Consider the following 26,529-nt stretch of genomic DNA (forward strand, 5'->3'; position numbering starts at 1 on the left):
GGGGGTAGTGGACGTGGAGCGGCCTGTCCAAAACCTGTCAGTGCATCGCGATCGCCATCAGAACTTGTACGTCGCGCCGACCTGCGCGAACCGGCCGATGTACGAGTACACCGACGTGTCGTACCCGCTCTGGCTCAGCGTGCCGTTCGCGAAGATCGGGTCGTACGGCGGCGTGCGGTTGAAGAGGTTGTCGATGCCGCCGTAGATCGTCCAGTTCTTGAAGCCCGTGTACGTCACCATCAGGTTGAACTGGCTGTACGAACCGACCTTGCTCGGCTCGGGCATCAGGTTCTGCGCGTACGGGCCCGTGAACTGCCACGTCAGCGCCGCATCGAACTTCCGGTAGTTCCAGTCCAGCGTCGTGTTGCCGCGCCAGCGCGGGAAGCTGCCGCCGAACGGCTGCGTGATCGTGAAGTTGTTGCCCGCGCCGTTGACCGGTGCGGCGCCCGGGAAGCCGATCTTGTAGCTGTTGACGTAGGCCCAGTCGCCCGACAGCGTAAGCGTGCCCCAGCCCTTCAGCGGCAAGCCCTGGCGGAACGTGCCTTCGAAGCCGTTCGTGTCGAGGTAGCCGAGGTTCTGGTACGGAATCACCTTGTACAGCAGCTGGCCGGTCGTCGGGTCGGTCACGACCTGCGACGGCTTGCCCTGGCCGATCACGTTGTCGATGCGGATCTTGTACCAGTCGAAGCCGAGGTCGGTGTAACGGCTCGGCGAGACCTGGAAGCCGATATTGAGGTTACGCGTGCGCTCCGGCGCGAGGTTCGGGTTGCCGACGGTGATCGACGTGTAGTTCTGGCCGGTGGCCGGATCGACCTGGATGCCGAGCGTCTGCGATTTGCTGTCCTCGACGAAGGTCGGCGCGCGGAAGCCGCGGTTGTACGACGTATACAACGTGAGCGCCTTGATCGGCTGGTACCGCAACGCGAAGCGCGGCGAGAAAGCGCCGCCCACGTCGGTGTAGTGATCGTAGCGGCCTGCCTGGCTGAACGTCAGGTTTTCGATGATCGGTATGTTGATCTGGTAATAGATGGCCGCGACGTTGCGCTGGCCATCCACCGTCTCGAGGTCCGGTGTGATGACGGCCCCGCTCAGGTACTCGGAACCCGGCGTCAGCGTTTCGCTCTGGTGCGTGAACTGCGCGCCGAAGCCGATGCCGACGTCGCCGGCCGGCAAATGGAACAGGTTCGGCGTCGACAGCGTCGCATCGATCGTGTCGAGCTTCGAGATGCCGAGGTTGTTCGCCTCCTGATAGAGGCCGTTGAACGCGTTCGGCGTCGCGGCCGGGTTCGCGAAATTCAGCGTGCCGTTCTGGTAGATGTTGTTCAGCGCATTCACGTTCAGCTGGTTCGTGAACACGTTCGACACCGTGCTCTGCGAATGGCTGACCGACGTCGCCCAGTCCCAGTCGCCGTACGGCAGCGTGAACGACCCCTTGATGCCGGCGGCCGCCCGCCAGTAGTTGGCCCAGGTCTTTTGCGCGACCGTGTTCGGAAACGCATAGGTGAGCGGCGTGGCCGCGCCCGTCGTGTTGTACGGGTTGCTGGCCGGCACCGTGTAGTTGAACGGCGACAGCAGCTTCGTCTGCGGATTCCAGACGAGCGCCGGGTTCTGCGAGTTGCCGATCACGTTGTTCCACAGGCCGTCGTTGGTCGTGGTCGTGTTGTAGCTCTCCATGAAGTCGGCGAACGCGGTCGTCTTGTCGTCGATCTTGAAGTCACCATGGAGCTTCGCGTTCAGGCGCTCGGTCATCGGCAGGATCGACGTGCTTTCCGCCGTGTTGTACCCGCAGACGGTGCCCGGCAACCCGGCCGACAGCGAATTCGACGCGGCCGGACGAACCGAGCCGCCGAACGGGCAGCCGCCGCTCAGCGCCTGCGCACTGCCGTCGGGCATGTTCCAGTAGGACGGCGCGAGCAGCGAGAAGCCGCCCGGCTTGCCCGTGAAGTCCTGGTTGCGCGTGGAATCGCGGTCGGCCAGCGTGAAGCCGTTCGACTTGTAGTAGCTGAGCGCGGCCGTCACGTTGAAGCGGTCGGCGTTCAGGTCGCCGAAGCCGCCGAGCACGCCGAACTTCATCGTGCCGTCGCCGTTGCCGGCGTTGATCGCGCTGCCGAGGCTGCCGTCGAGCTGCAGCCCGCGGAAATTGTGTTTCGTGATGATGTTGACGACACCGCCGATCGCGTCCGAACCGTACTGCGACACGGCGCCCGTCTTCACGATTTCGATCCGCTCGATGTCGTTGAGCGGGATCGTGTTGAGGTCGAAGAACGAATCGACGCTGTTCGAGAAGAATGCATACGGCGCGACGCGCTGGCCGTCGACCAGCACGAGCGTGTACTTCTCCGAGAGGCCGCGCAGTGCAATGCCGGCCGCGCCCGCCGCGAAGTTGCCCGACTGCCCTTCGCCCCAGCTGTTCGCCGAGTTGGCTGCCGCATCGCGCAGGAAGTCGGCGACGGTCACCGCGCCGCTGGCCTGGATTTCCTTCGGCGTGATCGTCTGCACCTGCTGGAAGCCCGTCTTGTCGGCTTGCCGGATCAGCGAGCCCGTCACTTCGAACCGCTTGATCTGCGCGACCTTGCCCTGCCCGTCCGCGGCGGGTGCGGCAGGCGTCGCGTCGGCCGACGCATCAGGCGCCGCGGGCGCTGCGGTGCTTGCGGCAGCACCCGCCGTGCCGCCCGCCTGTGCAACGGTCACGGGCGCGCCGCTCGCGACCGCATCCGCGATCGCGACGGCGCCCGGCGCCGGCTGGCTCTGGGCGAACGCCGGCGGCGCCAGTACGGCCGTCAGCGCGAGTTCCGCCCAGACTATCCTCTTGATGGCCAACGCCAACACTCTCTGCTTCATTTTGTTCCCTCTCGCTCGTAGTAAGACCCCACCTGCTGTGCGCCGGAACCTTGTGAATTCCTTGCGCGTCCTGGGTGCCCGTGTACCGGAACCCGCGATTGCCACGCTTTCGACTGCCACGACTCGAACGGATCGGCCTCGGGTCACCCGCACCATCCAGCGTCACCGTCTTTTTCTATTTTGATTCGACATGCTAAACACCTACATTGAGCGCATTGCCTGCTTCTTCCCGATTCGACGGGCAGCGGGTTCCGTACAACGCGAACCCGTGTGCGCGCCGTACCGCGCCCGCTTCTGCCGTCGATCGGGTACTTCTCCTTCCTGCCGGCCGCCTTCGCTAGAACAGCCTGGGCGTACCGACCCAGACGATCACCGCCTCTTCGTCGGCCGTATTGCGCCACGCATGCGGCATCGTCGATTCGTAATGCGCGGTATCGCCCTCGTTCAGCGTGAACGTGCAATCCTCCAGCGTCAGCGCCAACTGCCCGCGCAACACGTAGACGAACTCCTCGCCGGCATGCGTCGTCATCTCGGACGGCAGTTGCCCCGCCGGCATCCGGACGAGAATCGCGTCGAGCTTGCGACTGTCCACCGGGTTCGTCAGCCTGGCGAACCGGCTGGCCGAGTTCGTGAACTGGAAATACTGCAGCGCGTTGCCGCGGCATACCGAGCGCGCTTCCGTCGGCGTGTCGATGAAGTACTGCATCGTCACGCCCAGCGCCTTCGCGATCCGCACCAGCGACGTGATCGACGGCGTCGCCCGCCCGCGCTCGACCTGCGACAGGAACGGCTTCGAAATGCCGGCGATCGTCGACGTTTCGTCGAGCGTGAGTTTCAGGCGCTGGCGCAGCGCCCGGATCTTGTTGCCGAGCGACACGGCGACGAGCACCGACTCATCAGGGGGCAAAGCCATGGAAAGACGGTCCCTCTCAGTCGAAATCGGTTTGATGTCGTCAAGCCTCGACCGATGCCGTGATGCAGCCGGCCCGGCGCGATCCCCCGCCGCACGCTGCCGCGACGTGCAAGCCACGCGCGGTGCGGCAGCGCACCGGCGTCGTGCGGCCTCGCAGCGCGTGCTCATTTCATTCGGTTTACTAATTAACAAGATTGCCCCTTTCCATCGGCTTACCTGCTCGTCGTGCATCGGTGCGATCGCGGCGGCACACCGCTTTCCGGCCGCTGGCGTGGCGCGCGGCCGTGTCCTTCCGTTGCGTTACCGTGAGGCCACCACCGTCCAGAGCCGTGCCAGATCACCGGAACCGTCGGTGCCCTTGACCGTGCGCAGCACCTGGACCGCACGCGCCTTCTGGCCGGCCACGTAATACGCCTCGCCGAGCCGCAGCCGCGCCGCATCGGGATGCTCGAGCCCGCCCTTCGCGATCGCCTGCTCCATCATCGACAGCCCCTGCTGCGCATGGCCCTCGAAGACGAGGTTCATGCCCGCGTCGATCGGCGCGGCCGGCGTCGTGGCGTCTGCGCCCGATTGCGCGCGCTTCGCCGCGAGCGTCTGCAGCCGCTTCTCGCGATCCGCCTGCGCGTCCTTGCCGAGTACGCCGGACGCGAACCCCTGGTCGATCACCTGCTTGCCTTCGGCGGCCGAGCCCGCGACCAGCGCGAGCTGCGTCATTTCCATGTATGCGCCGGCGGTCGAGAGCGAGCCCGTCGCCCGTCGCAACCGGTAGATGTCGAGGTCGAGCGACGGTAGATACCCGGGGTTGCCGCGAATGGCCGTGACCATTTCGTCCCAGTACGCGGGGCTCGGGTGATACGCCACCAGCAGTCCGAGCGCACTGCGATATGCGTTGCCGTCCTTCACTTTCTGCGCGCAGCTCGCCAGCATCTGCAACTGCCCTTCATCCGGTGCGTGTCCGCCATTCGCCTGCGCGTCGGTGCTCGCTTTCAACTGGCTCACGAGCGGTGCGCAATCGTTCGACAGGTAGTAAGACTGCGTGAGCAGCGTGCGCATTTCCGGATCCGAGCCACCCGCCTTCAGGTAGCGCTGTGCGACGCGGATCGCCAGCGGGTAGTTCTTCTGCTGGAAGTAGATGCCGGCCAGCGCCGCCGTGGTCCGCTGCTCGTCTTCGCCCGACAGCCGGCCGGAGTTCAGCACGCTCTCGTAGGCTTGTGCGGCCGTGCCCGAGTCGCCGGCTGCCATCGCTGCCGCGCCGCGCATTTCTTCCACCACGGTGGTTTCGTACGGCGTCCGGTTCGGCACGGCGGCCGCCTGGGCGATCTTGCCCAGCGCGTCGCGATACTTGTGCGCCCGGTACAGCTCCTGCGCGGCCGCCAACGGTTTCGCCACGTCCGGCCGCAGCGCGTCCGCCGGCAGCGCCGGGCGGCCGAGCAGGGCCGCCGCGCCGAGCGCCGCCACCGCCATCATCCGTTTCAGTCGTCGCGGGTTCATCGGCTCGTCCGTGTCGTCATTGCATGAACTGTTCGTTACCGATCAGGCCGATCTTGGTCGCGCCCACGCGTTGCGCGGAGGCGAGCACCGCGGCCACGTCCTTGTACGGCACCAGCTTGTTGGGGCGCAGATGGATCTCCGCCTGCACGGGCTCCGCTGCCACCTGGGTCAGTTTCGACTCGAGCGTCGCGCGGTCCGGCACCGGCGCGCCGTTCCATGTCGTCGTACCGTCGAAGTCGATGTCGATCTGCACGATTTCCGGCGGCGCGGCCGGCGGCGGCGGATTCCCCACCGGCAGGTCCATCTTCACCGAATGCATCTGAATCGGGATCGTGATGATCAGCATGATCAGCAACACCAGCATCACGTCGATCAGCGGCGTGGTGTTGATATCGACCATCACTTCCGGTTCGGCATTGCTCCCGCCCGAAGGCACATTCATTCCCATCGTCGACTCCTGTCGATCCACGTTAGCGCTTTAGCGCTTACGTGGGTCCCATGCTTCGCGGTCGATCCACGTCAGCCCTTCAGCGCTTACGTGGGTCCCATGCTTCGCGCTCAACCCACGTCACCCCTTCAGCGCGTACTTGGATCTCATGCCTCGCGCTCGACCGGCGTCAGCGCTCCACCACTTGCCGCCAGCCCCCTATCCCGCCACGATTGCGCGGCGCGACTATCCCCCGCGCGCCGGCGGCTCCGTAATGAACGACAGCTTCGCGATCCCCGCGCGCTCGCACATCGTGACCACCCGACCGATGAACTCGTAGCGCGTGTTCTGATCGCCCCGCACGTGGACGCTCGGCTGCGGCTGCTGCTGCGACACGTCCTTCAGTTTCGCGAGCAGCGTCTGTGCGTCCACCAGTTGCTCGCCCCAGAAGAAATCGCCGTCGCGGTTCACCGCGATCTCGATGCTCTTCGGCGTCGTCTGCAGCGGCTGCACCGTCTCCTTCGGCAACTGAAGCTGGATCGTGTGCGTCACGACCGGAATCGTGATCAGGAAGATGATCAGCAACACCAGCATCACGTCGACGAGCGGCGTCGTGTTGATGTTGGCGATCACCTCGTCGCTATCGTCCTGCCCGACGTTCATGGCCATCGCGCGTCTCCGTCAGCCGATCAGTTCGCAAGCGACGCAGTTGCCGGCGACGACGCGCGCACCGGGCGCCGATTGCCGGCCAGCAGCACCGTGTGCAGTTGCGCACCGAAGTTGCGCACCCGCTCCATCACCGATTTGTTGCGCCGAACCAGGAAGTTGTAGCCGAGCACCGCCGGCACCGCGACGGCGAGGCCGATTGCGGTCATGATGAGCGCCTCGCCCACCGGGCCGGCGACCTTGTCGATCGATGCCTGGCCGGCGATGCCGATGGCCGTCAGCGCGTGATAGATCCCCCAGACCGTGCCGAACAGCCCGACGAACGGCGCGGTGGAGCCCACCGTGGCGAGGAAGGCGAGCCCGTCCTGCATCCGGTTCGACACGTTCGTGATCGAGCGCTCGACCGACACGTCGATCCACGTATTGCGGTCCACTGCTTCCAGCAGCGCCTCGTCATGATGCTCGCCGGCCTCGATCGCCGTTTCGGCGATGAAGCGGAACGGCGATGCCTCGTCGAGCAGCTTGGCGCCCTCGGCCAGCGACGGTGCGGACCAGAGCTGGGCGTCCGCCAGCTTCGCGCGGCGATTGGCGCGCAACTGCTCCACGAACTTCGTGATCATGATGTACCAGCTTCCCATCGACATGATCACGAGCAGGATCAGCACGAAACGGGCGACGAAATCGCCGTTCTTCCAAAGCGCACCGAGCCCGTACGGATTCTCGACCGCTTCCGTCGTGGCCGGCGCGGGCGGCGGAGCCGGCTCGGCGGCGGCCGGAGCCTGCGCCGGCGCAGCCGACGGCGCCGCGGCCTGTGCCGACGTGCCGGCCGCGCCGCTTGCCTGCGCGTGGGCGAGCTGCGGTGCAACGAACCCGTCGATTGCGGCGACGGACATCAGGATGCTTGCCGCCAGCGCGGCCAGTGAACGCTTCGTCATACCCCACTCCAGTTAATTCGATGAACTTAATATGCCAGTTCGAGATGGTTTTCTCCGGCCCGGATCGCACCGGGCCGCCCACTGCATCAATTCAGATTGAACGAGAACGGTACCTGGACCCGTACCGGCTGGCCCTGCGCGACGCACTTGAATCGCTTCACGGTGTTGAAGGCAGCGCGATCGAGGATCGGATCGGCCGACTGCGCCACACGCTCGTTCGTGATGTTCCCTTCCGCATCCACGACGAATTCGATGGTCACGTCACCCGTGATGTTGTTTTCCTGCGCTTCCTTCGGGTACTGGATCGACGCGCGAAGCGTGTCCGAATTCGGGCAGACCACCCCCACGTCATGGCTGACCGGCTTGGCCGGCGCCGGAGGCGCCACGACCGGCGCCTGCACGGCCGGCGCGGACGGTACCGGGGCCGCCTGATGCGTGATCGTCGCCTGCGGCGGCGCCTGCACCGGCACTTCCGGCGGCGGGACGAACGGCGGTGGCGGCGGCGCGAATTTCGGCGGCGGGAGCTTGACGACGGGCATCGGCGGCGGCGGCGGTGGCTTGACCGGCTCGATGATGCGGGTTTCGATCGGGTGCTGGATCACCTGCACGACTTTCGTCGCAAGGCCGTTGAGCAGCGCGTAGATCAGCACGGCATGCAGCACCAGGACGATTCCGATGCCGCCGAACCGGCGTACCGGGTTCTGTTGCTTCTTGCCGAACTCTCGCGGACGGCCCAGCGTAGCCAGTCCGCTGTTCGACGTAGCCAGACGTTCTTCGACTTTCATGCCCACCATCCATCCCCCAAGCGATTCGCCCAGTATCGGATTGCTGCCGGCGGCGAAGCCAGGTCGGCATCACCACCACATCAACCCGAACATTTCATTTCAAATTCAATTAGCAATCCAAATTGAAAGAATTCAATTCGAATGCAAATTCATTCTTTTCAAGGAATCGTTCCGGCCGGCGCGGCCCGGTTATGCACCGAAAAAAAACGCGCCAGCACGTTCAGGCAATTGTCAGCCGAGCGGGCGGCACCTTACATTTCGTATGACGACCCACCGTTCGTTACACGGTGATGTCAGCGGCGCCGTTCACTTGGGTGCAGAAGATAGCAAGGAAAAAATTTTGACGTCAAACTTTATTTGATACCCGAATACAAAGTTTGGAGGGTTTACTCAAATAATATTCCGGTAAGCAGGAATCAGCCTTTTATTATAAAAACGGTAATTGAATTGTATGGATATATGCAAAACCGGATATTAATCTGCTTCAGCATAAATATCGGCTTATTTCCCGCGACGCACCAAAATGGCCCGCTCCGGATGCGACTGGCAAGATGCACGCCTCCCCTCATCGGCACCCCAATCGGTCGCCAGATGCGCTGATCAACTGCCCCGAACTGGTCGACACAGCTTCTTCAGAACGTCCGAAACACTTCGGATATCCAGAAAAGTTAGTCAGCAATGCGATACAAATTTCATGATGGACCTGGCATCCTACAACCTACGGAAAATAATTTCGCATACCGAATTAACTATCGCGCGACCATTTGCCGCCTCTCCAACGCGACCCGTCAGACTCGCACCAACCAGCGCCCACACACCGCGCGCATCAGGAGTGCATGCCCTGCATCTTGTGCGAGAAATGCGCGCGCTCGGCCGTCTCCATCAGCGTCAGGAATTCATCCTGCATCATGTGGATCAGCGCTTCGTGGTCACCGGCCTCGAAATACACTTCCGGCTGCTGCGCGAGACGTTCCTCGAGAAACGTCTTCATGCCGTACGCCATGCACACCGGCGGCAACGCGCCCATGTCGCAATCCTTGAACAGCTCGCGCAGCTCGACCTCCCGGGCGAGCACGAGATGGCGTCCCGTCTTCACCCAGAGATCCGACAGGCGCACGGCGTACGTGGTCGGCAATACGGCGGCGACGTAGCCTTCGTCGTCTTCGAGGAGCACGGTTTTCGCGAGGCGATCGCCGGGAATATGCGCGGCGGCGGCCGTCTCCATGCTCGTATGGCTATAGGGGTGGTACACCACTTCGTACCGCGATGACTTCTGACGCAGGCAATCCTGCAGGGTGGCTGACACAGGCATGGCACACCTCGTCTGGACGAAACGGGCGAACGGCGTTCGCACCGGATTCGTTCAGCATAGGTCGCATTCCGGCGGATGGAAAACCTCGGCGCTGCCGCGCTTCGCACCGACTCGACACACGGGTTCAGTCCCCCGGATCCAGTCCCTTTTCGCGCAGCCATTCCCGATTGAACAGCCGCGTGCGATAGATGTCGCCACGGTCGCACAGCAAGGTCACGATCGTGTGCCCCGGGCCCATCCGGCGGGCCAGCCAGGCCGCCGCCGCGACGTTGATGCCGCTCGATCCGCCGACGTACAGCCCCTCCTCGCGCAGCAGCCGGTAGACCATCGTCACGCACTGCTGATCGTCGATCCGCACGGCGTCGTCGATCGGCGTGCCCGCCAGGTTCATCGTGACGCGCGTCGATCCGATTCCTTCGGTGATCGAGCTGCCCTCCGCGCCGAGGTCGCCCGTTTTCACGTAACCGTAGAGCCCGCTGCCGTGCGGGTCGGCCAGCACGATCCGGACGTCCGGATTCTGCTCTTTCAGAAAACGGCTCACGCCCGCCAGCGTGCCGCCCGTCCCGGTCGCGCAAACGAACGCATCGATCGTGCCCGCCGTATCGCGCCAGATCTCGGGCCCGGTCGTCTCGTAGTGCGCCTGGCGATTGACGACGTTGTCGAACTGGTTGGCCCACACCGCGCCGTCGAGTTCGTCCGCGAGCCGCCCGGCAATCTTCTGATAGTTGTTCGGGTCACGGTAGGGCGCCGCCGGCACCGGGCGCACGTCGGCGCCGAGCGTGCGCAGGATCGCCAGCTTGTCCGGCGATTGCGTGTCGGGAATCACGATCACGCAGCGATAGCCGCGCGCCGCGCAGATATGCGCGAAACCAATGCCGGTGTTGCCCGCCGTGCCCTCGACCACGGTGCCGCCTGGCTTCAGCACGCCGCGCCGCTCGGCGTCGCGGATGATGTAGAGTGCCGCGCGGTCCTTCACCGACCCGCCCGGATTCATGAATTCCGCCTTGCCGAGGATCTCGCAGCCCGTCTCGGCGCTGAGCTTCGTCAAGCGAATCAGCGGCGTGCGCCCCACGCAGTCGACGAAGCCTTGTCGCACGTCCATGTCTTCCTCCGTTGACATCGCGCAGCGCACGCGCCACACACTACGAAGGATAGGCCGCCCTCGCCGCTTTCGTCGCCGGCTGCCGCGTATTAAGCTTGAAGAGCCCATTGCGGCCCACGCGCCGCATCGCGAGACGAGGTCCGCCATGCTGCAACTGCAAACCGTTGCCGTCGACAAGCCCGAGACCGTGAACTTCATCCTCGGCCAGTCGCATTTCATCAAGTCCGTCGAGGACATCCACGAGGCGCTGGTCGGCACCGTGCCCGGCATCCGCTTCGGGCTCGCATTCTGCGAGGCGTCGGGCAAGCGACTGGTGCGCCACTCCGGCACCGATGCGGCGCTCGTCGACCTTGCCTGCCGCAACGCCAGCGCGATCGGCGCCGGTCACGCGTTCATCGTGTTCCTCGGCGACGGCTTCTTTCCGGTCAACGTACTCAATGCGATCAAGGCCGTGCCGGAGGTCTGCCGGATCTATTGCGCGACCGCGAACCCGATCGAGGTGATCGTCGCGGAAACCGCGCAAGGACGCGGGATCGTCGGCGTCGTCGACGGCTTCGGGCCGCTCGGCGTCGAAAATGACGACGACATCCGCTGGCGCAAGGACCTGCTGCGCACGATCGGCTACAAGGCGTAGGGACGCCCCCCGCCGGGTCACCTGTAGACCGGGCTGCATCGAAGGCGCGTCGCGGCCGGGATTCCAGGGCGGACGACACTTAGACCGTTAGTTGCGTTTATGGCCACAGAAGCGCGCCGCCCTCCGCGTCGTGCCGCCGCCGTGCGCGTGCCCTATACTGCCCGCAGCACACTGACCGACGGCGCGCTGACGCACCGGCCGCCGCGATTCTTCCCGGAGCCGCCATGCATTACCAGTTGACCTACGAACTCGTCGACGATTACCTGTCCCGTCGCGAACCGTTCCGCGCCCAGCACCTCGCGCTTGCGCAGGCGGCGACCGAGCGCGGCGAACTCGTGCTCGCCGGCGCGCTGTCGGACCCGGCCGACCAGGCCGTGCTCGTCTTCGAGGGGGATTCGCCGGAGGCGGCCGAGTCGTTCGCGCGCGCCGATCCGTACGTGCAGAACGGCCTCGTGAAATCGTGGCGCGTGCGTCCGTGGCGCGTCGTGGTCGGCAAGCACGCGCCGCCCCGCGCGTGAAGCGGGACTACAGCCACCCTGCCCGCTTGAAGCGCCACCACAACCCGAAGTCGGCGGCGACCATCACGGCGATGCAGCCGTAGAAGCCGTATTTCAGGTGCAGTTCGGGCATGTTCGCGAAGTTCATCCCGTAGATGCCGGCGATCATCGTCGGGATCGCGAACAGCGCGGCGAACGAACCGAGCCGCTTCGTCACCTCGTTCTCCGCCAGCGAGATCATCCCGAGGTTGACCTGGATCGCCGTGACCACCATCTCGCGCCGCCCTTCGATCGTCTTCACGATCCGCTGCAGATGGTCGTACACGTCGCGAAAGTACGGCTCCATGCCGCTGCAGACTTGCGGAATGCGCCCGCCGGTGAGCTTCGCGAGCGGCTCGAGCAGCGGCGCCGTGTGCTGGTACAGCATCACGAGCCGGCGCTTCAGCGAATAGAGATCCTCGATGATCGCGCGCGACGAGGCGGGCGTGGCCTTCGCGAAGATGCGGTCCTCGAGCTCCTCGAGTTCGGCGCCGAGCGTTTCGAGGATCGGGAAATAGCGGTCGACGACCTGGTCCATCAGCGCGTAGAACACGAATGCCGAACCTTCCCGGAGCAGATGCGGCTCACGCTCGCAGCGCTTGCGCACGTCGCGAAAATCGTGCTCGGTATGGTTGCGGATCGACAGCACGTAGTTCGGGCCGACGAACACGTTGAGCTCGCCGACATTGAATTCATCGTCGTCGTCCAGCTCGACCGTATGCAGCACCGCGAACAGCGAATCGCCGTACTCCTCGATCTTCGGCCGCTGATGCCCCTTGCGGGCATCCTCGAGCGCCAGTTCGTGCAACCCGAATTCCTCGCCCATCAGGTCGAGTTCGTCGGGTGTCGGATCCTTCAGCGCGACCCACACGAAGCACTCGGGCTTCGACACGTAGTCGCTGATGGCGTCGATATCGATGTCGGCCAGCTTGCGGCCGTCCTGGTATGCAGCACAGTTGATCAGCATGTTGTCGTGACGTTGCGGTTTGCGCATCAGTTTACCGGTTTGCTGCGCGGGCGGCCCGGCTTGCGCGGCACGGCGATATTGGTCATGATCGGGCTGCGTGCGCCGCAGCATGCGCACCCGGCACTTCGCCCCCCCGGCCGCACGGTGTGCGGCCCAACCGTCAAGGAGACAGACCCATGTGGTATTTCTCGTGGATACTCGGCATCGGCGTGGCGCTCGGCTTCGGCATCATCAATGCGATGTGGCTGGAAGCGGAAGTCTTCTCGCGCGGCGACAAGCGCAACGGCGCGTCGAGCCCGCGCTCGGGAGGCAACGCTTCGTGACGCATCTGGTGTTCTTCTGCGGTCACGCCGGTACCGGCAAGACCACGCTCGCGAAGCGGCTCATCGGGCCGCTGATGCGCGCGACCGGCGAGGCCTTCTGCCTGCTCGACAAGGACACGCTGTACGGCCGCTACAGCTCGGCCGCGATGGGTGCGCTCACCGAGGATCCGAACGACCGCGACAGCCCGCTCTACCTGAAGCACCTGCGCGATCCCGAATACCAGGGCCTGCTCGACACGGCCCGCGAAAATCTCGCGCTCGGCATCGGCGCACTCGTGGTCGGCCCGCTGTCGCGCGAAGTGCGCGATCGCCGCATTCTCGACCGTGCATGGCTCGGCATCGCGCCCGACGTCACGCTGACGGTGGTCTGGGTCTACACGTCGGAAGACGTCGCGCACCAGCGGATCGTCGCGCGCGGCAACCCGAACGATGCGTACAAGCTCGCGCACTGGGACGAATACCGGCAGCGCCGCTTCGTGCCCACCGGCCACGAATGCGACGGCATCGTGATGTTCGACAATACCGCGCCATCCGATGCCGACGTCGATGCACTGCTGTACCGCATCGCGCCGCCCCCGGCGGCGGCCGCGATCGTCCCGCCGCTGCCGGCCTGACCGGCCGCTCTTTTTGGCCTGGCCGGCCGCTCTGTTTCGTCACCCGCAAAAAACAACGCCGGAAGCGCTGCTGCGCTCCCGGCGTCGTACGGCCCTCGTGCCTGAGGCTGGCGGGTGATCAGGCCACTTCGTGCACGCGCTCCATCGTGCCGCCTTCGTACAGCTTGCCGAAGCGGTTCGACAGGAATGCCTTCAGCGACACCTTTTCCTGCGGGATGAAACCGCTCTGCGGCAGCTTCTTTTCGCGGAACAGATCCAGCACCGCGCACATCGCGCCGGCCGTCGTGATCTGGATCGCGCTCATGTGCATCCCGCACACGTCCTTCGCGAAGATCTTGCGCGTGAACACGTCCTGCACCAGTTGGCCGTCCTTCACGCCCGTCACCGTGATGAACACGAGCACGACGTCCTGCTTCGTCGACGGCACCGCGCGGCGCATGATCGACTTCAGCGTGTCGCGGTCGGTCGACAGGCGCAGGTCTTCCAGCAGGAACTGCACGAGATCGCGGTGGCCCGGATAGCGCACCGACTTGTAGTCGAGCGTCTCGACCTTGCCCGACAGCGTCTCGCACAGCGTGCCCAGGCCGCCCGACGTATTGAACGCTTCGTATTCGGTGCCGTCGAGCGAGAAGTGCTCGAGGCCTTCGAGCGGCTGCACCCACTGCTTGCGGCCGTCGCGGATCGCTTCGCACGGCTGGCAGTATTCGTTGATCAGGCCGTCGACGCTCCACGTCAGGTTGTACTTCAGCGCGTTGGTCGGATACTCGGGCAGCGCGCCGACGCGCATCTTTACGTCGCGCACTTCGCTGAAGCCGTTCACCAGCTCATGGGCGGCGAGACCGATGAAGCCCGGTGCGAGGCCACACTGCGGCATGAACGCACGGTCTGAGCCTTCGGCCAGTTCGCGGATCGCGTGGGTTGCGCGCACGTCTTCGGTCAGGTCGAAGTAGTGGACGCCGGCAGCCTTCGCGGCGGCGGCAACGTTGACCGCGAGGTAGTAAGGCAGCGCGTTGACGAGCGCATCGAAGCCCTTCACTGCTTCGCGAATCGCGTTCGCGTCGGCCGAATCGACCCGCTGCGTCGCGATGCCTTCGCGCGACAGCTTCGCAAGCGCATCCGCATCGCGGTCGAACGCGACGACTTCGTAGTCGCCCGTTTCACGCAGCATGTGAGCAATGGTGTGGCCGATCAGACCTGCGCCGACGATGGCGATTTTCATGCGCTTATCTCCTGATGATGGGTTGGTGTTGTGAACGGCGTTGAGCCATGAACACAGTGTAGGGACGCGCAAAATCAGTTCCAAGACGAAGAATGATGCGAAACGACCGATACTTTCGACGTTTCGACCACGCATTTCGTCGAAACGTCGAAATGACGCTTTTTGCCCGCTGCCGGCCTCGCTATGGCTGGCCTAAGTCTTCCGTTTCAGACTGCATGCCGACCACCCGATTTCCAAGGAGGCATCGCATGCAATCCCTGCCTGTCCATCGCACGCCGCACTGGCTGAACAAAGTGCCCGACGTCGCGCTGTCGTTCTGGATCATCAAGATCATGTCGACCACGGTCGGCGAAACCGGCGCCGACTTTCTCGCGGTCAACGCGGGCCTCGGCCAGACCGTCACCCGCATCGCGATGGCGTCGCTGCTCGCGATCGCGCTGTGGCTGCAGTTGCGCACGCGCCGCTACGTGCCGTGGATCTACTGGCTCACGGTGGTGCTGGTCAGCATCGTCGGCACGCAGATCACCGACCTGCTCACCGACGGCCTGAACGTCAGCCTCTATGCGAGCACCGCCGCGTTTGCCGTCGCGCTCGCCGCGATCTTCTTCGTGTGGCATCGCGTCGAAGGCACGCTGTCGATCGACACCATCGTCACGCCGCGGCGCGAGCTGTTCTACTGGGCCGCGATCCTCTGCACGTTCGCGCTGGGCACCGCCGCGGGCGATCTCGCGACCGAGGCGCTCGGGCTCGGCTTCACGCTCGGCGCGCTGTGCTTCGGCGGCTTGATCGCGGCCGTGTTCGTGATGTGGCGGCTGGGCGCCAACGCGGTGCTCGCGTTCTGGATCGCGTACATCCTGACGCGCCCGTTCGGCGCCTCGCTCGGCGACCTGCTCACGCAGGCCCGCACCTATGGCGGGCTCGGCTTCGGCGCCGCCTGGACGAGCCTGCTGTTCCTGACCGTGATCGTGCTGCTCGTCGCCGTCGCGCAATTCGGCAGCAGTCCGCGCACGCGCGCCGGTACCGCCGAATGACGCCCTTTCCTTTCCGCTTTTTCCGTTCATCGCATCGAGGACACGCCATGCGCATTCCCCATCCCGTTTCCCGCCTCGCCGTGGCCGCGGCCACGATTGCCCTGCTGGGCGCCGCCGCCGGCTGCTCGAAGCAGCAGGATGCAAGCGCAGCGACTCCGGTGGCCGCGTCGGCCGCCGCATCGCCTGCCGCGGCCCGCGCATCGAAGCTCGGCGACCTGTCGCAGTTCCGCACGATCGCGGTCGACGTGAACACGCTCGTCGCCAAGGGCGACCTGCCCGGCGCGAAAACGCGCATCAAGGATCTCGAGATCGCGTGGGACTCGGCCGAGGCCGGCCTCAAGCCGCGCGCGGCCGCCGACTGGCACACGGTCGACCAGGAGATCGACCGCGCGCTTTCCGCGCTGCGTGCCGACCATCCGACCCAGGCCGATTCGGCCGCCGCGATGAAGAGCCTGCTCGCGGCCATCGACCGGTTCAGCGGCAAATAAGGATCGCAGCGCGCGTGCCGCGTGACGCCCGTGCGGGAATCGCATACGCTGGCGGCGTTTGCACGGCACGGAGAACACGCATGCGAATACTGCTCGTCGAAGACGACCCGATGATCGGCGAGGCCGTCCACGCCGCGCTGAAGGACGCGTCGTACGCCACCGACTGGGTCACCGACGGCGTGCGCGCGTTGACCGCGTTCGCCGCGCAGCCCTACGACCTGGTCCTGCTCGATCTCGGCCTGCCCGGCCGCGACGGGCTCGACGTGCTGGCCGCCATCCGCGCGAAGGACGCCAGCGCACCGCTGCTGATCGTCACCGCCCGCGACGGGCTCGACGATCGCCTGGCCGGCCTCGACGGCGGCGCCGACGACTACATCGTGAAGCCGTTCGAGATGGCCGAGCTGCTCGCGCGGATTCGCGTCGCGATCCGGCGCCGGGCCGGTTCGGCCGCGCCGCTGCTGAGCAACGGAATCGTGTCGCTCGATCCGGCCACGCGCGAGGCCGCCGTCGACGGGCAAGCGCCGGTGCCGCTGTCGAATCGCGAATTCTCACTGCTGCGCGCGTTGCTGGTGCGCCCGGGCGCGATCCTGTCGCGGCGCGAGCTCGAGGATCGCCTGTACGGCTGGGGCGAGGAAGTCGAAAGCAATGCAGTCGAATTCCTGATCCATTCGCTGCGCCGCAAGCTCGGCAGCACCGTGATCAAGAACGTCAGGGGTGCGGGATGGATGGTTTCAAGAAGCGCCTGAGCGAGTCGATCGGCTTGCGGCTGTCGGTCGCGCTGTCGGCCGCGATCCTGGCCGTCGCGACCGCCGCGGCCGCGTTCGCGTTTTCATCGGCATTCGATGAAGCGCACGAACTGCAGGACGACGTGCTGCGCGAGGTCGCGACACTGCTCGACCGCGAGCACGCGCCGTCGCTCCATGCCGACGGTACCGGGCACGCACGCGAAAGCGACGAACTGTCGCGCGTGTTCGTGCAGCCGCTCGGCGGCACACCGCAACCGGGCAGCGACGGCGCACCGCGGCTCGCGCTGGCGCCGTCGCTCGCCGACGGGCTGCATACGGTCGATGCCGGCGGCAGCACGTATCGCGTGATGGTCCGCACCTTCGCGAACGGCGAGCGCATCGCGGTCGCGCAGGAAGCCGGCATGCGCGACGACGTCGCACGCGAAAGCGCGTGGCGCACCGCGCTGCCGCTGCTGCTCCTCGTCCCGATCCTGCTGTTGCTCGTCGCCGATCTCGTGCGCAAGCTGTTTCGCCCGGTCGCCGTGCTGTCCGCCGGCATCGATGCGCGCGACGAGCACGACCTGCGCCCGGTGCCGGCCGAGCACGTGCCGGTCGAAGTGCGGCCGTTCGTCGTCGCGATCAACCGGATGCTCGGGCGCGTCGCGCAGTCGGTCGCCGCGCAGCGCCGCTTCGTCGCCGACGCCGCGCACGAACTGCGCTCGCCGCTCACGGCGATGTCGCTGCAGGCCGAGCGCCTCGCCGAGGCCGACCTGCCGGACGATGCGCGCGCACGGCTCGCCGCGCTGCGCGGCGGGCTCGACCGCAGCCGCCACCTGATCGGTCAACTGCTCGCGCTCGCGCGAGCGCAAAACGCGCCGGCCGCGCCGCCCGGCGACGTGTCGGTGCATGCGATCTATCGGCGCGTGCTGGAAGACCTGATGCCGCTCGCCGACGCGAAGACCATCGACATCGGCATCGAAGACGGCCCGGACACGCACGTGCCCGTCGACGAACTCGAACTCGTGTCGCTCGTGATGAACCTGGTCGACAACGCGATCCGCTACACGCCGCCGGGCGGACGCGTGGACCTGTCGACGCAATGCACGGACACGCACGTATGCGTGACGATCGCCGACACCGGGCCGGGCATCGCGCCGCACGAACGCGAACGCGTGTTCGACCCGTTCTACCGCGTGCCCGGCAACGCGCAGATCGGCTCCGGGCTCGGCTTGTCGATCGTGAAGATCGTCGCGGACCGGATGGGTGCCGACATTGCGCTCGCGTATGCGGATGAAGCGCAATCGCGCGGGTTGCGCATCTCGGTGCGGATTCCGCTCGCGCGGCCGCCCGGCGCGGTGCAGCCCGACAGCCGGGCCGATACCCCGGCGCAACACTCACGGCGCGACGCAGGCCGCGCCTGAGCGTCAGCCGCCGATCGTCCCGCGATCGATCTTGCGCGACAGGATGATCGACGTCGTCGTGCGTTCGACGCCTTCGAGCGTGCCGATCTGGTCGAGCAGGTCGTTGAGCCGTTCGGGCGAATCGGCGCGCAGCCACGCGACGTAGTCGTACTCGCCGCTCACCGCGCACAGCAGCTGCACCTCGGGCATCCGGTCGAGCTTGCGCAACACGTCCTTGCCGAACTTCGGCGTGAGGATGATGCCGACGTACGCATAAATGCTCGCATCGAGCACATCCTGTCCGAGCCGGACGCTGTAGCCGGCGATCACGTTGGTGCGTTCGAGCCGCGCGATGCGGGCGACGACCGTCGTGCGCGCGACGTCGAGCTGGCGCGCGAGATCCGCGACGCTGGCGCGCGCATCGGCCTGCAGCAGCGCGACCAGTTGCCGGTCGAGATCGTCGAGTTGGTCGAGGCGGGGTGGACGCATGAGGCTGGGCCGGGGCACGACGCGCCGGCTGAGTGAAAGGTGACGCGATGATAGCGCCGAACGCCGGCCCGCCCAAACGCCATCGCCCGGGCCCGGGTCGAACCTTTCAATTTCGATTCGTATCGGATGTAAGCAAGTGTCGCATTCACTGCTGCGCTGCACGCAACGTGCTACTAATACCGGGCGACGCGAGAAGCGCGCTTGCGGCAGTTGCCGCCGCGCCCGCTCGCAAGACACCACCCCGGAGAGCCAACCATGAAGAAAATCTCGCTCACCCTCGCTACGCTCGCCGTTGCAGCCAGCGCGTTCGCGCAAACCCCGGCGCAGCCACAGGCGCCCGCCCAGGCCCCCGCCACGACGGCCGCGGCGTCGGCCCCGAGCGCCGAGCAGCGCGAGGCGCGCCACGAAGCGCGTGTCGAGCAGCGCATCAAGTACCTGCACGACCAGCTGAAGATCACGTCGGCGCAGGAACCGCAGTGGAAGACGTTCGCGGACACGATGCGCGACAACGGCGATACGATGGCCCGCCTCTATCGCGAACGGATGGCGAAGCACGACGTCTCCGCACTCGACGACATGAAGCAGTACGCGGAACTGTCGCAGGCGAACGCCGACGGCGCGAAGAAGCTCGCCGACGCCTTCGCGCCGCTCTACGAGAGCTTCCCGGCCGACCAGAAGGCGCTGGCCGACACGACGTTCCGCAGCTGGCTGCACCACGGCGGCGAGCACCGCGGCAAGGGCAAGACGAAGGGCAAGGACGGCAAGGCGGCAGCCGCGCCGGCCGCCAGCGCACCCGCGCAACCCTGACGCCGGCCCTGCCGGCGCCGTACCGCCCGTGCGGGCCGAACGGCGCCGCGCCGCTCCAGGCGACCGGCGCGTCACACGGCGCGCCGGATTCGGGATAAGCTCCCGGCTTTTACAGCTTTCCCGCCCTTCCCCGCCATGCTCGAACTCAAGCACCTCGACCTGCGTACCGATCCGCAGGCCCGTCGCGTCGTCAAGGACGAAACCGTCGCCGTTGCCTTCGCGGAGGTCGATGGCGAACTGATGAGCCTCGAGGGCCCGAACCGCTATGTGGCGGGCGACGCGCTGATCACGGGCTCGACCGGCGACCGCTGGGTCGTGTCACGTGCGCGCTTCGACGCCAAATACCTGCCCGCCGATCCGGCACTCGCACACGGCGCACCGGGCGCCTACCGGAACCGGCCGGCCGTCGTGCTCGCCCGCCGGATGGACGAGCCGTTCACGATCGCCCGCTCGGAAAACGGCGATACGCTGCGTGGCGTCGCCGGCGACTGGGTGATGCAGTACGCGCCCGGCGACTACGGTGTCGTGCAGGCGCAGCGCTTCGCGCAGGTGTACCGCGACGCGTAATGCAGCGCGCCGGCATGGCGCCGGCGCGAACGGTCACGCAAAGTCTTCGTCGAGTACGAGTTCCGCGTCGCGCTCGACGGCCTCGCCGGCCGCGTGACGCTCCTCGAGCGACCCGAGCATCGCTTCCGTATACGCATGCAGCACCGCATGGCTGCGTGCCCGTTGCATCGGCTTGAGCGCCAGGTAGCGCGCGAGCGCGGCCGGCACGATCCGGATATCGAGCGTCATCCGCTTCGGCGTCGAGCCGAAACGCATCGCGAGCCACTGCACGGACAGGAACCGCCCGCGCGCGTCGCTGCTTTCGGCGAAACGCGTCTGCTCCGGAAAGAGATCGCAGATCACGCGTGCGAGCGCGTCGAATTCCGCGCTCTGGCATTCGATCAGATAGTCATCCATCCCGTCTCTCCCGTCAGGCTGCCGATTGCGACGGCCGGCATGCCTTCACCAGCACGACGACCAGGATCGCGGCGAGCACGAAATACGCGGCCTCGACCCAGCCGGCCGGCAGCACGCGCACCTGATACAGCAATGCCGGTGCGGCCGCGAGCGCATGCAGCACGATCGCGAGCGGCAACACGCCCGCGCGGCCGGCGCGCACGCCGCGCCAGACCAGCACCGACAACGCGAGCTGCAGCACGAATGCCGCGCAGCGTTCGAGCAGCAACAGCAGCATCGACTGCGCCGACAGCGTCGCGAGCATCACGTGCAGGCGCACGACGGTATCGCCCGGCAGGTCGGCGAGCTGCGTCTCGAGCTGGCCGCGGCTCGCGAGCCACGCGAGATACGACCACTGGCCCCATACGAGTACGCCGATGAACCATGCTTCGGCGCCCCCGTGACCGATCCCGTAGCCGATTCCGCGGCTGTCGCCGGCCGACGGGCCGTAGCGGCGGTTCAGGAAACGCATCCCGAGATAGCGGCCGGCTTCCTCGAATACGGCCGTCGCGAGCGCGCTGTACGCGACGAACGTGAGCGGCTGCGTAAGCCAGCCATCCGGCGGCGTCCGGCTCAGCACGAGCCCGTGGAACGCACGCTCGAGGATCATCGCAAACAGCGTGAAGACGGCCACGCCGACGATCGTGTCGCGGCGGTTCAGCGCCAGCGGCTTGCGCAGGAGTCGGTAGAGGACGAGCGGCAGGAGCGCGATGATCAGCGTGGCGGCGATCAGCACCGCCAGCGTGACGGGAGCGACAGTCATGTATTTCCTTGTTCGGGGCAGCGCACCTGACGCGCTGCGTGCCCCGAATGATACTCAGCTTGCGGTCGACGCGCGCGCAACCAGCTCGCCCGGCAACAGCGAGACGCGTACCTCGCCCGCCGCGCCGTCGATCCGCTCGTGCACGAATTCGACGGCCTTGTAGCCGATTTCGTAGGTCGGCTGACGAATCGTCGTGATCCCGATCAGCTCGGCCCATTCCGGATCGTCGATCGACAGCAGCGCCGCCCGCTGCTGCCATGCGGTGCCGAAACGCGCGCGCAGGTGGCGCGCAATCGCGAGTGCGACCGGCGCGTTCGCGGCGAACAGCGCCGCGCGCACGCCGCGCCGTGCTGCGTCGTCGATGCGAACATCGATGTCGGCCAGCGCCGCCGTGACCGCGTCGGGCGCGTTCAGGTCGAGCACGACCGTCGACGGCACCGTCAACCCGCGCGCCGCCAGTGCCGTGCGGAACGCGGCCTCGCGCAGGCGCCGCGAGCTGACGCGCTCGAACGGCTGCACGACGAAATGGATCGCGTCGAAACCGTGTTCGACCAGGTGCGCGAGCGCCGTCTCGATCGCGTCGGCGTTGTCGAGACCGATCAGATCGGCCTCGAAGCCTTCGACCGTGCGGTCGACGAGCACGGCCGGGATGCCGGCGCCGCGCAGCGGGCGCAGCACGTCCTCGTCGGCGCCGAGCGCGTTGACGATCAGCCCTTCGACGCGGTAGGTCGTGAGCAGTTGCAGGAAGCGGCGCTCCATCTCGACTTCGTTCGCCGCGTGACAGATCAGCGGCATGTAGCCGAGTGCATGGCACGCGGCCTCGACGCCCTGCAGCACTTCGACGGTATAGGGATTGGTCAGGTCGGCCGCGAGCATGCCGAGCAGGCGGTTGCGGCCGCGCTTGAGCCCGCGCGCCATCTGGTTCGGCCGGTAATTGAGCCGAGCGATGGCCGCTTCGATCCGCTGGCGCAGATCGGTGGACAGCACGTGCGTCTCGCCGTTCAGGTAGCGTGACACACTGGTCTTGCCGGTGCCGGCCTCGCGCGCGACATCGCTGATCGTCGCCGGACGCGTCGTGGTTGGTTGCGAATCGGTCACTGTGGTGCCTCGCGACGTGCGATCCGCGCCGCTTCGTGAGCAGACGGACCTTTGTTGTTGGAAACGTAAGCCACCCGGTGGAATCTCCTGTCGACCCACGTTAGCGCTTTAGCGCTTTAGCGCTTACGTGGGTCCCATGCTTCGCGGTCGACCAGCGCAGCCCTTCACCGCTTACGCCGATCCCCTGCTTCGCGATGGTCAGCGCCGGCGCGTCGGCACCCGCCCCGGTCACCTGCAAAAGCAGTCGGCCGCACCGGACCTGGCGCGGATACCCGTCGCGGGACGCCGCCGGCAGCATTGCCGGGTTGTCGATGCGACGCGCGGGCGATCATAACGCAGCCAGCCGTCCGGCACCAAGACCATCGACTCTAACGAAGCCGGCCCCCCGCCGGCCGGACATCGGCCCGTGGTCGCTCCATTCCCTGCCGCGGCTCAGGCGCGCGCGAGCGCATCCGGATTGACGAGATTCGTGCGCAGCGTGCCGGCCAGCGCGCCGACCAGGTTTTCCGCGGCACAGCGCGCCATCGCATGGCGCGTCTCGTGCGTCGCCGAGCCGATATGCGGCAGCGCGACGACGTTCTTCATCTGCAGCAGCGGGGAATCTGCCGCCAGCGGCTCCTTCTCGAACACGTCGAGCCCCGCGCCGCGGATCGTGCCCGCGCGCAGCGCATCGATCAGCGCGGCTTCGTCGACTACCGGCCCGCGCGATGCGTTGATCAGGATCGCACCGCGCTTCATCTTCGCGAATTCGGCCGCACCGATCAGGTGGTGCGTTTCCGGCGACAGCGGCACCTGCAGGCACACGAAATCCGATTGCGCGAGCAGTTCGTCGAGCGTCACGCGCCGCGCGCCGTACTGGGTCTCGGCTTCCGCATGCGCGGAGCGGTTCGCGTACAGCACCTGCATCCGGAAGCCGAGCGCCGCGCGGCGCGCGACCGCGCCGCCGATCCGCCCGAGCCCGACGATGCCGAGCGTCTTGCCCTGCACGTCGGTGCCGTACAGGTCGGGGCCGATGCTGCGATGCCAGTGCCCGGCCTTCACCCACTCGGCCAGCTCGACCACGCGTCGCGCGGACGCGAGGATCAGCGAAAACACCGTATCGGCGGTCGACTCGGTCAGCACGTCCGGCGTATGCGCGAGCACGATCCCGCGCCGCGTGAGATCCGCGACGTCGAAGTTGTCGTAGCCCACCGAGATCGTCGACCACGCCTTCAGCCGCGGTGCGCGGTCGAGCATCTGCGGCGTGACCTTCAGGCTCGCGCCGATCGCGCCGTCCGCGTCGCCGAGCGCATCGGCAAGGGCGGCGGCGCCGTCGGCCTGCACGACGTCCGCATGCTCGCGAAGGTACGCGAGGACGTCATCGGGCAGCGGCTTGTACGCGACGATACGGGGCTTCATCTGATTCATTTTCCTTGCAGCGGCGTCGCGAGCGGATGCGCATCGCGCGCCTGGGGTTTGACGGACAGCGTGAGGATCACCGCGGCGACGAGCGCGGCGCTCATGAACGCGTACGACGCGACGGGCGAGCCGGTCGCACCGTTCAGGTAGCCGACGAAGTACGAGCCGACGAACGAACCGAGCGCGCCCATGCTGTTGATCAGCGCCATCGCCCCACCGGCGACGTTCTTCGGCAGCAGTTCCGGCACGATCGCGAAGAACGGGCCGTACGGCGCGTACATCGCGGCGCCTGCCACGACCAGCAGCGCATACGAGATCCAGAAGTGCGACGAGCCGAGTGCATACGATGCGGCGAACGCAGCCGCGCCGATCAGCAGGAACGGCCACACGAAACCGCGGCGGGAGCCGACCTTGTCGGACGCCCACGACGCGGCAATCATCGCGATCGTCGCGGCGAGATACGGCAGCGCCGACAGCCAGCCGGTCGCGACCATCCCGAGGTCGGAGCCGTTCTTGACGATCGACGGCAGCCACAGCACGAAGCCGTACACGCCGATGCTCCAGCAGAAATACTGTGCGCACAGCTTGATCACGGCCGGCGAGCGGAACGCTTCGCCATAGTTGCGCACGGGCTTGATCGCGGCCTGCTCGGCCGCGAGCGCGGCGTCGAGGTCGCGTTTTTCCTGCGCGTTGAGCCACGGCGAATCGGCCGGCTTGTCCTGCACGAGGAACCACCAGCACACGGCCCAGAGGACGGCCGGCACGCCTTCGGCGATGAACATGTGGCGCCAGCCGAATTCGTGCACGAGATAGCCCGACACGATCGACATCCACAGCACGGTGACCGGGTTGCCGAGGATCAGGAACGTGTTCGCGCGCGAGCGTTCGTTCTTCGTGAACCAGTTGCTGATGTAGATCAGCATCGCCGGCATCACGGCCGCCTCGACGACGCCGAGCACGAACCGGATCGCCATCAGCGACGGGATGTTGCTGACCACGCCCGTGAGCGCCGCGCAGGCGCCCCACAGGATGAGGCTGACGAACACGAGTTTCTTCACGCTGCGGCGTTCCGCATAGATCGCGCCGGGAATCTGGAAGAAGAAGTAGCCGAGGAAGAACAGCGCGCCGATCAGCGACGACAGGCCCTTGCTGATCCCGAGGTCCTGGTTGATCCCGGCCGCGGCCGCGAACCCGTAGTTCGCGCGGTCGAGATAGGCGAGGCTGTACGTGATGAAGACGATCGGCATGATCGTCCACCAGCGGCGGGCAGCGAGAGAATTGGCCATCAGAATGTCTCCTGTGTCGGCCGGAGTTAGCGCTTTAGCGCTTACTCCGGCCCCATGCTTCGCGGTCGATCCAAGTTACGCTTTAGCGCTTACCTGGATCCCATGCTTCGCGGTCGACCAGAGTCGGCGCTTCAGCGCTTACTCCGGCTCCATGCTCCACAATCGACCGGAACAAACGCTTCAGCGCCCGTCCCGGCCCCGTACCTTGCCGTGCGCATGCACGACGAAATGAGTCCGCGGATTGTGCCGTGTCCGGCCTCTCATTGCGCGGTGAAGGTTTCCTCTAAGCGATCGGTGCGATTGCTGACGTTTTCGAATCGATCGAGCGCGGCGCGGGTCGGCAGTCCTTCCGAGTCGCCGATCACCTGGATCGCGAGCGCGCCGATCCGGTTGCCGCGCGCCACCGCCTGCTCGATCGTCTTGCCCTCCAGCAGCGCGCTGACCACGCCGACCGCGAAGCCGTCGCCGGCGCCGACCGTGTCGACGACGTTCTGCACGCGCTCGCCCGTCACCGTTCCGTCACGGCCGTCGGCCGTCCGGTAGTACGCGCCCTCGGCGCCGAGCTTGATCACGACACCGCGCGCGCCCTGCGCAAGATAGAAGGCCGCGATGTCGGCCGGCGTGTCGCGCCCGGTCAGTTGCCGCCCTTCGGCGATCCCCGGCAGCACCCAGTCCGCGAGCGACGCGAGCGCGTTCAGCGTCTTCGCCATCACGTCGGCGGACGGCCACAGCGTCGGGCGCAGGTTCGGGTCGAACGAGATCGTCTTGCCGGCCGCGCGCATTTCGCGCGCGAGCTTGAACGCGAGCTCGCACGATGTCGCGGAGATCGCCGGCGCGACGCCCGTCAGGTGCAAGTGACGCGCGCCGAGCACGTAGTCGGCCACGTAGTCGTCGCACGACAGGTGGCTCGCGGCCGAGCCCTTGCGGAAATATTCGACGGTCGGGTCGCTGCCGTCGTCGTTGCGCGACTTCAGCTGGAAGCCGGTCGGATAACGCGGATCGACGGTCACGCACGACGCGTCGATGCCCTCGCGCGCCAGCGTGTCGAGCACGTAGCCGCCGAACGAATCGCGGCCGACGCGGCTCATCCAGCCGACCCGGAAGCCGAGCCGCGACAGGCCGATCGCGACGTTCAGGTCGGCGCCCGCGACCCGCTTCGTGAACTGCGTCGCGTGCGCGAGATGGCCGGGCTCGGTCGCGACGAACATCGCCATTGCTTCGCCATAGGTCACCACATCGAGTGCTGCTTTCATGAATGAACTCTCCAGGATCCTTCC

General features: G+C 66.6%; 29 protein-coding genes. 11 read left to right on the forward strand and 18 right to left on the reverse strand.

The window, feature by feature from the left end:
* Nucleotides 1-57 precede the first annotated feature (57 nt).
* From LXE91_RS14345 to LXE91_RS14375, 7 genes are all read right to left on the reverse strand, one after another.
* Nucleotides 58-2,841, reverse strand: a complete 2,784-nt coding sequence (locus LXE91_RS14345) for a TonB-dependent receptor (RefSeq protein ID WP_046543496.1) — start codon at nucleotides 2,839-2,841, stop codon at nucleotides 58-60.
* Nucleotides 2,842-3,178: 337 nt separating this feature from the next.
* Nucleotides 3,179-3,754 (reverse strand): helix-turn-helix domain-containing protein, encoded by a 576-nt coding sequence (locus tag LXE91_RS14350; RefSeq protein ID WP_039357998.1) that lies wholly within the window; start codon nucleotides 3,752-3,754, stop codon nucleotides 3,179-3,181.
* A gap of 300 nt (nucleotides 3,755-4,054) precedes the next feature.
* On the reverse strand, nucleotides 4,055-5,245 hold the full coding sequence (locus LXE91_RS14355; RefSeq protein ID WP_039357995.1) for a tetratricopeptide repeat protein: 1,191 nt from the start codon (nucleotides 5,243-5,245) through the stop codon (nucleotides 4,055-4,057).
* Between the two features lie 16 nt (nucleotides 5,246-5,261).
* Nucleotides 5,262-5,693 (reverse strand): ExbD/TolR family protein, encoded by a 432-nt coding sequence (locus tag LXE91_RS14360; protein WP_039357991.1) that lies wholly within the window; start codon nucleotides 5,691-5,693, stop codon nucleotides 5,262-5,264.
* A gap of 225 nt (nucleotides 5,694-5,918) precedes the next feature.
* Nucleotides 5,919-6,341 carry an ExbD/TolR family protein gene (locus LXE91_RS14365; protein ID WP_021160935.1) on the reverse strand — a complete coding sequence of 141 codons (423 nt, stop codon included), beginning with the start codon at nucleotides 6,339-6,341 and terminating at the stop codon, nucleotides 5,919-5,921.
* 20 nt (nucleotides 6,342-6,361) lie between these two features.
* Nucleotides 6,362-7,273: a MotA/TolQ/ExbB proton channel family protein gene (locus LXE91_RS14370; protein ID WP_039357987.1), complete on the reverse strand. Its 912-nt coding sequence runs from the start codon at nucleotides 7,271-7,273 to the stop codon at nucleotides 6,362-6,364.
* 86 nt (nucleotides 7,274-7,359) lie between these two features.
* Nucleotides 7,360-8,058, reverse strand: coding sequence for an energy transducer TonB (locus LXE91_RS14375; protein WP_039357984.1), 699 nt, complete (start codon nucleotides 8,056-8,058; stop codon nucleotides 7,360-7,362).
* Between LXE91_RS14375 and LXE91_RS14380 the strand changes: the two genes are divergently transcribed.
* Complete coding sequence (locus tag LXE91_RS14380) at nucleotides 8,057-8,419, forward strand: hypothetical protein (RefSeq protein ID WP_135370771.1); 363 nt, start codon at nucleotides 8,057-8,059, stop codon at nucleotides 8,417-8,419. The two genes, LXE91_RS14375 and LXE91_RS14380, sit on opposite strands and share 2 nt — an antisense overlap.
* 465 nt (nucleotides 8,420-8,884) lie before the next feature.
* On the opposite strand, the gene LXE91_RS14385 is transcribed toward LXE91_RS14380, so the two are convergent.
* On the reverse strand, nucleotides 8,885-9,370 hold the full coding sequence (locus LXE91_RS14385) for an aminoacyl-tRNA deacylase (RefSeq protein ID WP_039357981.1): 486 nt from the start codon (nucleotides 9,368-9,370) through the stop codon (nucleotides 8,885-8,887).
* Nucleotides 9,371-9,494: 124 nt separating this feature from the next.
* The gene (locus tag LXE91_RS14390; protein WP_039357979.1) at nucleotides 9,495-10,472 is read right to left on the reverse strand and encodes a cysteine synthase A; all 978 of its coding nucleotides are present in this window, start codon (nucleotides 10,470-10,472) and stop codon (nucleotides 9,495-9,497) included.
* A gap of 145 nt (nucleotides 10,473-10,617) precedes the next feature.
* Here LXE91_RS14390 and LXE91_RS14395 point away from each other — a divergent pair, with 145 nt between their 5' ends.
* Entirely contained in the window at nucleotides 10,618-11,106 is a 489-nt protein-coding gene (locus LXE91_RS14395) for an adenosine-specific kinase (protein WP_095145973.1), read from the forward strand.
* A gap of 224 nt (nucleotides 11,107-11,330) precedes the next feature.
* On the forward strand, nucleotides 11,331-11,624 hold the full coding sequence (locus LXE91_RS14400; protein ID WP_039357977.1) for a YciI-like protein: 294 nt from the start codon (nucleotides 11,331-11,333) through the stop codon (nucleotides 11,622-11,624).
* 7 nt (nucleotides 11,625-11,631) lie between these two features.
* Here LXE91_RS14400 and corA read toward each other — a convergent pair whose 3' ends face one another.
* On the reverse strand, nucleotides 11,632-12,609 hold the full coding sequence (gene corA / locus LXE91_RS14405; RefSeq protein WP_039358023.1) for a magnesium/cobalt transporter CorA: 978 nt from the start codon (nucleotides 12,607-12,609) through the stop codon (nucleotides 11,632-11,634).
* 176 nt (nucleotides 12,610-12,785) lie between these two features.
* Here corA and cydX point away from each other — a divergent pair, with 176 nt between their 5' ends.
* The gene (cydX, locus tag LXE91_RS14410) at nucleotides 12,786-12,932 is read left to right on the forward strand and encodes a cytochrome bd-I oxidase subunit CydX (RefSeq protein ID WP_039357973.1); all 147 of its coding nucleotides are present in this window, start codon (nucleotides 12,786-12,788) and stop codon (nucleotides 12,930-12,932) included.
* A complete protein-coding gene (locus LXE91_RS14415; protein ID WP_039357963.1) occupies nucleotides 12,929-13,546 on the forward strand; it encodes a P-loop nucleotide/nucleoside kinase family protein in 618 nt (205 codons plus the stop codon). Before cydX ends, LXE91_RS14415 begins: the two co-directional genes overlap by 4 nt.
* Nucleotides 13,547-13,664: 118 nt before the next feature.
* Here the strand turns inward: LXE91_RS14415 and LXE91_RS14420 are convergent, their stop codons facing one another.
* On the reverse strand, nucleotides 13,665-14,765 hold the full coding sequence (locus LXE91_RS14420) for a saccharopine dehydrogenase family protein (RefSeq protein ID WP_039357959.1): 1,101 nt from the start codon (nucleotides 14,763-14,765) through the stop codon (nucleotides 13,665-13,667).
* A 248-nt stretch (nucleotides 14,766-15,013) separates the two neighbouring features.
* On the opposite strand from LXE91_RS14420, the gene LXE91_RS14425 reads away from it, so the two are divergent.
* The 4 genes from LXE91_RS14425 to LXE91_RS14440 all read left to right on the forward strand — a co-directional run bounded on the left by LXE91_RS14425 (nucleotide 15,014) and on the right by LXE91_RS14440 (nucleotide 18,430).
* Nucleotides 15,014-15,796, forward strand: coding sequence for a COG4705 family protein (locus LXE91_RS14425; protein WP_039357956.1), 783 nt, complete (start codon nucleotides 15,014-15,016; stop codon nucleotides 15,794-15,796).
* Between the two features lie 47 nt (nucleotides 15,797-15,843).
* Nucleotides 15,844-16,284: a hypothetical protein gene (locus LXE91_RS14430; RefSeq protein WP_039357954.1), complete on the forward strand. Its 441-nt coding sequence runs from the start codon at nucleotides 15,844-15,846 to the stop codon at nucleotides 16,282-16,284.
* Nucleotides 16,285-16,364: 80 nt separating this feature from the next.
* Nucleotides 16,365-17,030 (forward strand): response regulator transcription factor, encoded by a 666-nt coding sequence (locus tag LXE91_RS14435; protein WP_039357951.1) that lies wholly within the window; start codon nucleotides 16,365-16,367, stop codon nucleotides 17,028-17,030.
* The gene (locus tag LXE91_RS14440) at nucleotides 17,006-18,430 is read left to right on the forward strand and encodes a sensor histidine kinase (RefSeq protein ID WP_039357948.1); all 1,425 of its coding nucleotides are present in this window, start codon (nucleotides 17,006-17,008) and stop codon (nucleotides 18,428-18,430) included. The genes LXE91_RS14435 and LXE91_RS14440 overlap by 25 nt, the downstream gene beginning before the upstream one ends.
* Nucleotides 18,431-18,433: 3 nt before the next feature.
* Here LXE91_RS14440 and LXE91_RS14445 read toward each other — a convergent pair whose 3' ends face one another.
* Nucleotides 18,434-18,898 carry an Lrp/AsnC family transcriptional regulator gene (locus LXE91_RS14445; protein WP_006481526.1) on the reverse strand — a complete coding sequence of 155 codons (465 nt, stop codon included), beginning with the start codon at nucleotides 18,896-18,898 and terminating at the stop codon, nucleotides 18,434-18,436.
* A gap of 255 nt (nucleotides 18,899-19,153) precedes the next feature.
* Between LXE91_RS14445 and LXE91_RS14450 the strand changes: the two genes are divergently transcribed.
* Nucleotides 19,154-19,705 carry a Spy/CpxP family protein refolding chaperone gene (locus tag LXE91_RS14450; protein ID WP_039357941.1) on the forward strand — a complete coding sequence of 184 codons (552 nt, stop codon included), beginning with the start codon at nucleotides 19,154-19,156 and terminating at the stop codon, nucleotides 19,703-19,705.
* 135 nt (nucleotides 19,706-19,840) lie between these two features.
* The gene (locus tag LXE91_RS14455) at nucleotides 19,841-20,272 is read left to right on the forward strand and encodes a PGDYG domain-containing protein (RefSeq protein ID WP_039357938.1); all 432 of its coding nucleotides are present in this window, start codon (nucleotides 19,841-19,843) and stop codon (nucleotides 20,270-20,272) included.
* Nucleotides 20,273-20,305: 33 nt separating this feature from the next.
* On the opposite strand, the gene LXE91_RS14460 is transcribed toward LXE91_RS14455, so the two are convergent.
* The 6 genes from LXE91_RS14460 to LXE91_RS14485 all read right to left on the reverse strand — a co-directional run bounded on the left by LXE91_RS14460 (nucleotide 20,306) and on the right by LXE91_RS14485 (nucleotide 26,505).
* On the reverse strand, nucleotides 20,306-20,668 hold the full coding sequence (locus LXE91_RS14460) for a DUF3022 domain-containing protein (protein WP_039357935.1): 363 nt from the start codon (nucleotides 20,666-20,668) through the stop codon (nucleotides 20,306-20,308).
* A 13-nt stretch (nucleotides 20,669-20,681) separates the two neighbouring features.
* On the reverse strand, nucleotides 20,682-21,470 hold the full coding sequence (locus LXE91_RS14465; protein WP_039357931.1) for a YhfC family intramembrane metalloprotease: 789 nt from the start codon (nucleotides 21,468-21,470) through the stop codon (nucleotides 20,682-20,684).
* Nucleotides 21,471-21,524: 54 nt separating this feature from the next.
* On the reverse strand, nucleotides 21,525-22,568 hold the full coding sequence (locus tag LXE91_RS14470) for a LacI family DNA-binding transcriptional regulator (RefSeq protein WP_039357929.1): 1,044 nt from the start codon (nucleotides 22,566-22,568) through the stop codon (nucleotides 21,525-21,527).
* Between the two features lie 432 nt (nucleotides 22,569-23,000).
* Nucleotides 23,001-23,966 (reverse strand): NAD(P)-dependent oxidoreductase, encoded by a 966-nt coding sequence (locus tag LXE91_RS14475; protein ID WP_039358019.1) that lies wholly within the window; start codon nucleotides 23,964-23,966, stop codon nucleotides 23,001-23,003.
* A 5-nt stretch (nucleotides 23,967-23,971) separates the two neighbouring features.
* A complete protein-coding gene (locus LXE91_RS14480) occupies nucleotides 23,972-25,252 on the reverse strand; it encodes an MFS transporter (protein WP_039357927.1) in 1,281 nt (426 codons plus the stop codon).
* 260 nt (nucleotides 25,253-25,512) lie between these two features.
* Complete coding sequence (locus LXE91_RS14485) at nucleotides 25,513-26,505, reverse strand: sugar kinase (protein ID WP_039358016.1); 993 nt, start codon at nucleotides 26,503-26,505, stop codon at nucleotides 25,513-25,515.
* Nucleotides 26,506-26,529: the final 24 nt, after the last annotated feature.

The sequence above is a fragment of the Burkholderia contaminans genome (genome assembly GCF_029633825.1).
Taxonomy (GTDB): domain Bacteria; phylum Pseudomonadota; class Gammaproteobacteria; order Burkholderiales; family Burkholderiaceae; genus Burkholderia; species Burkholderia contaminans.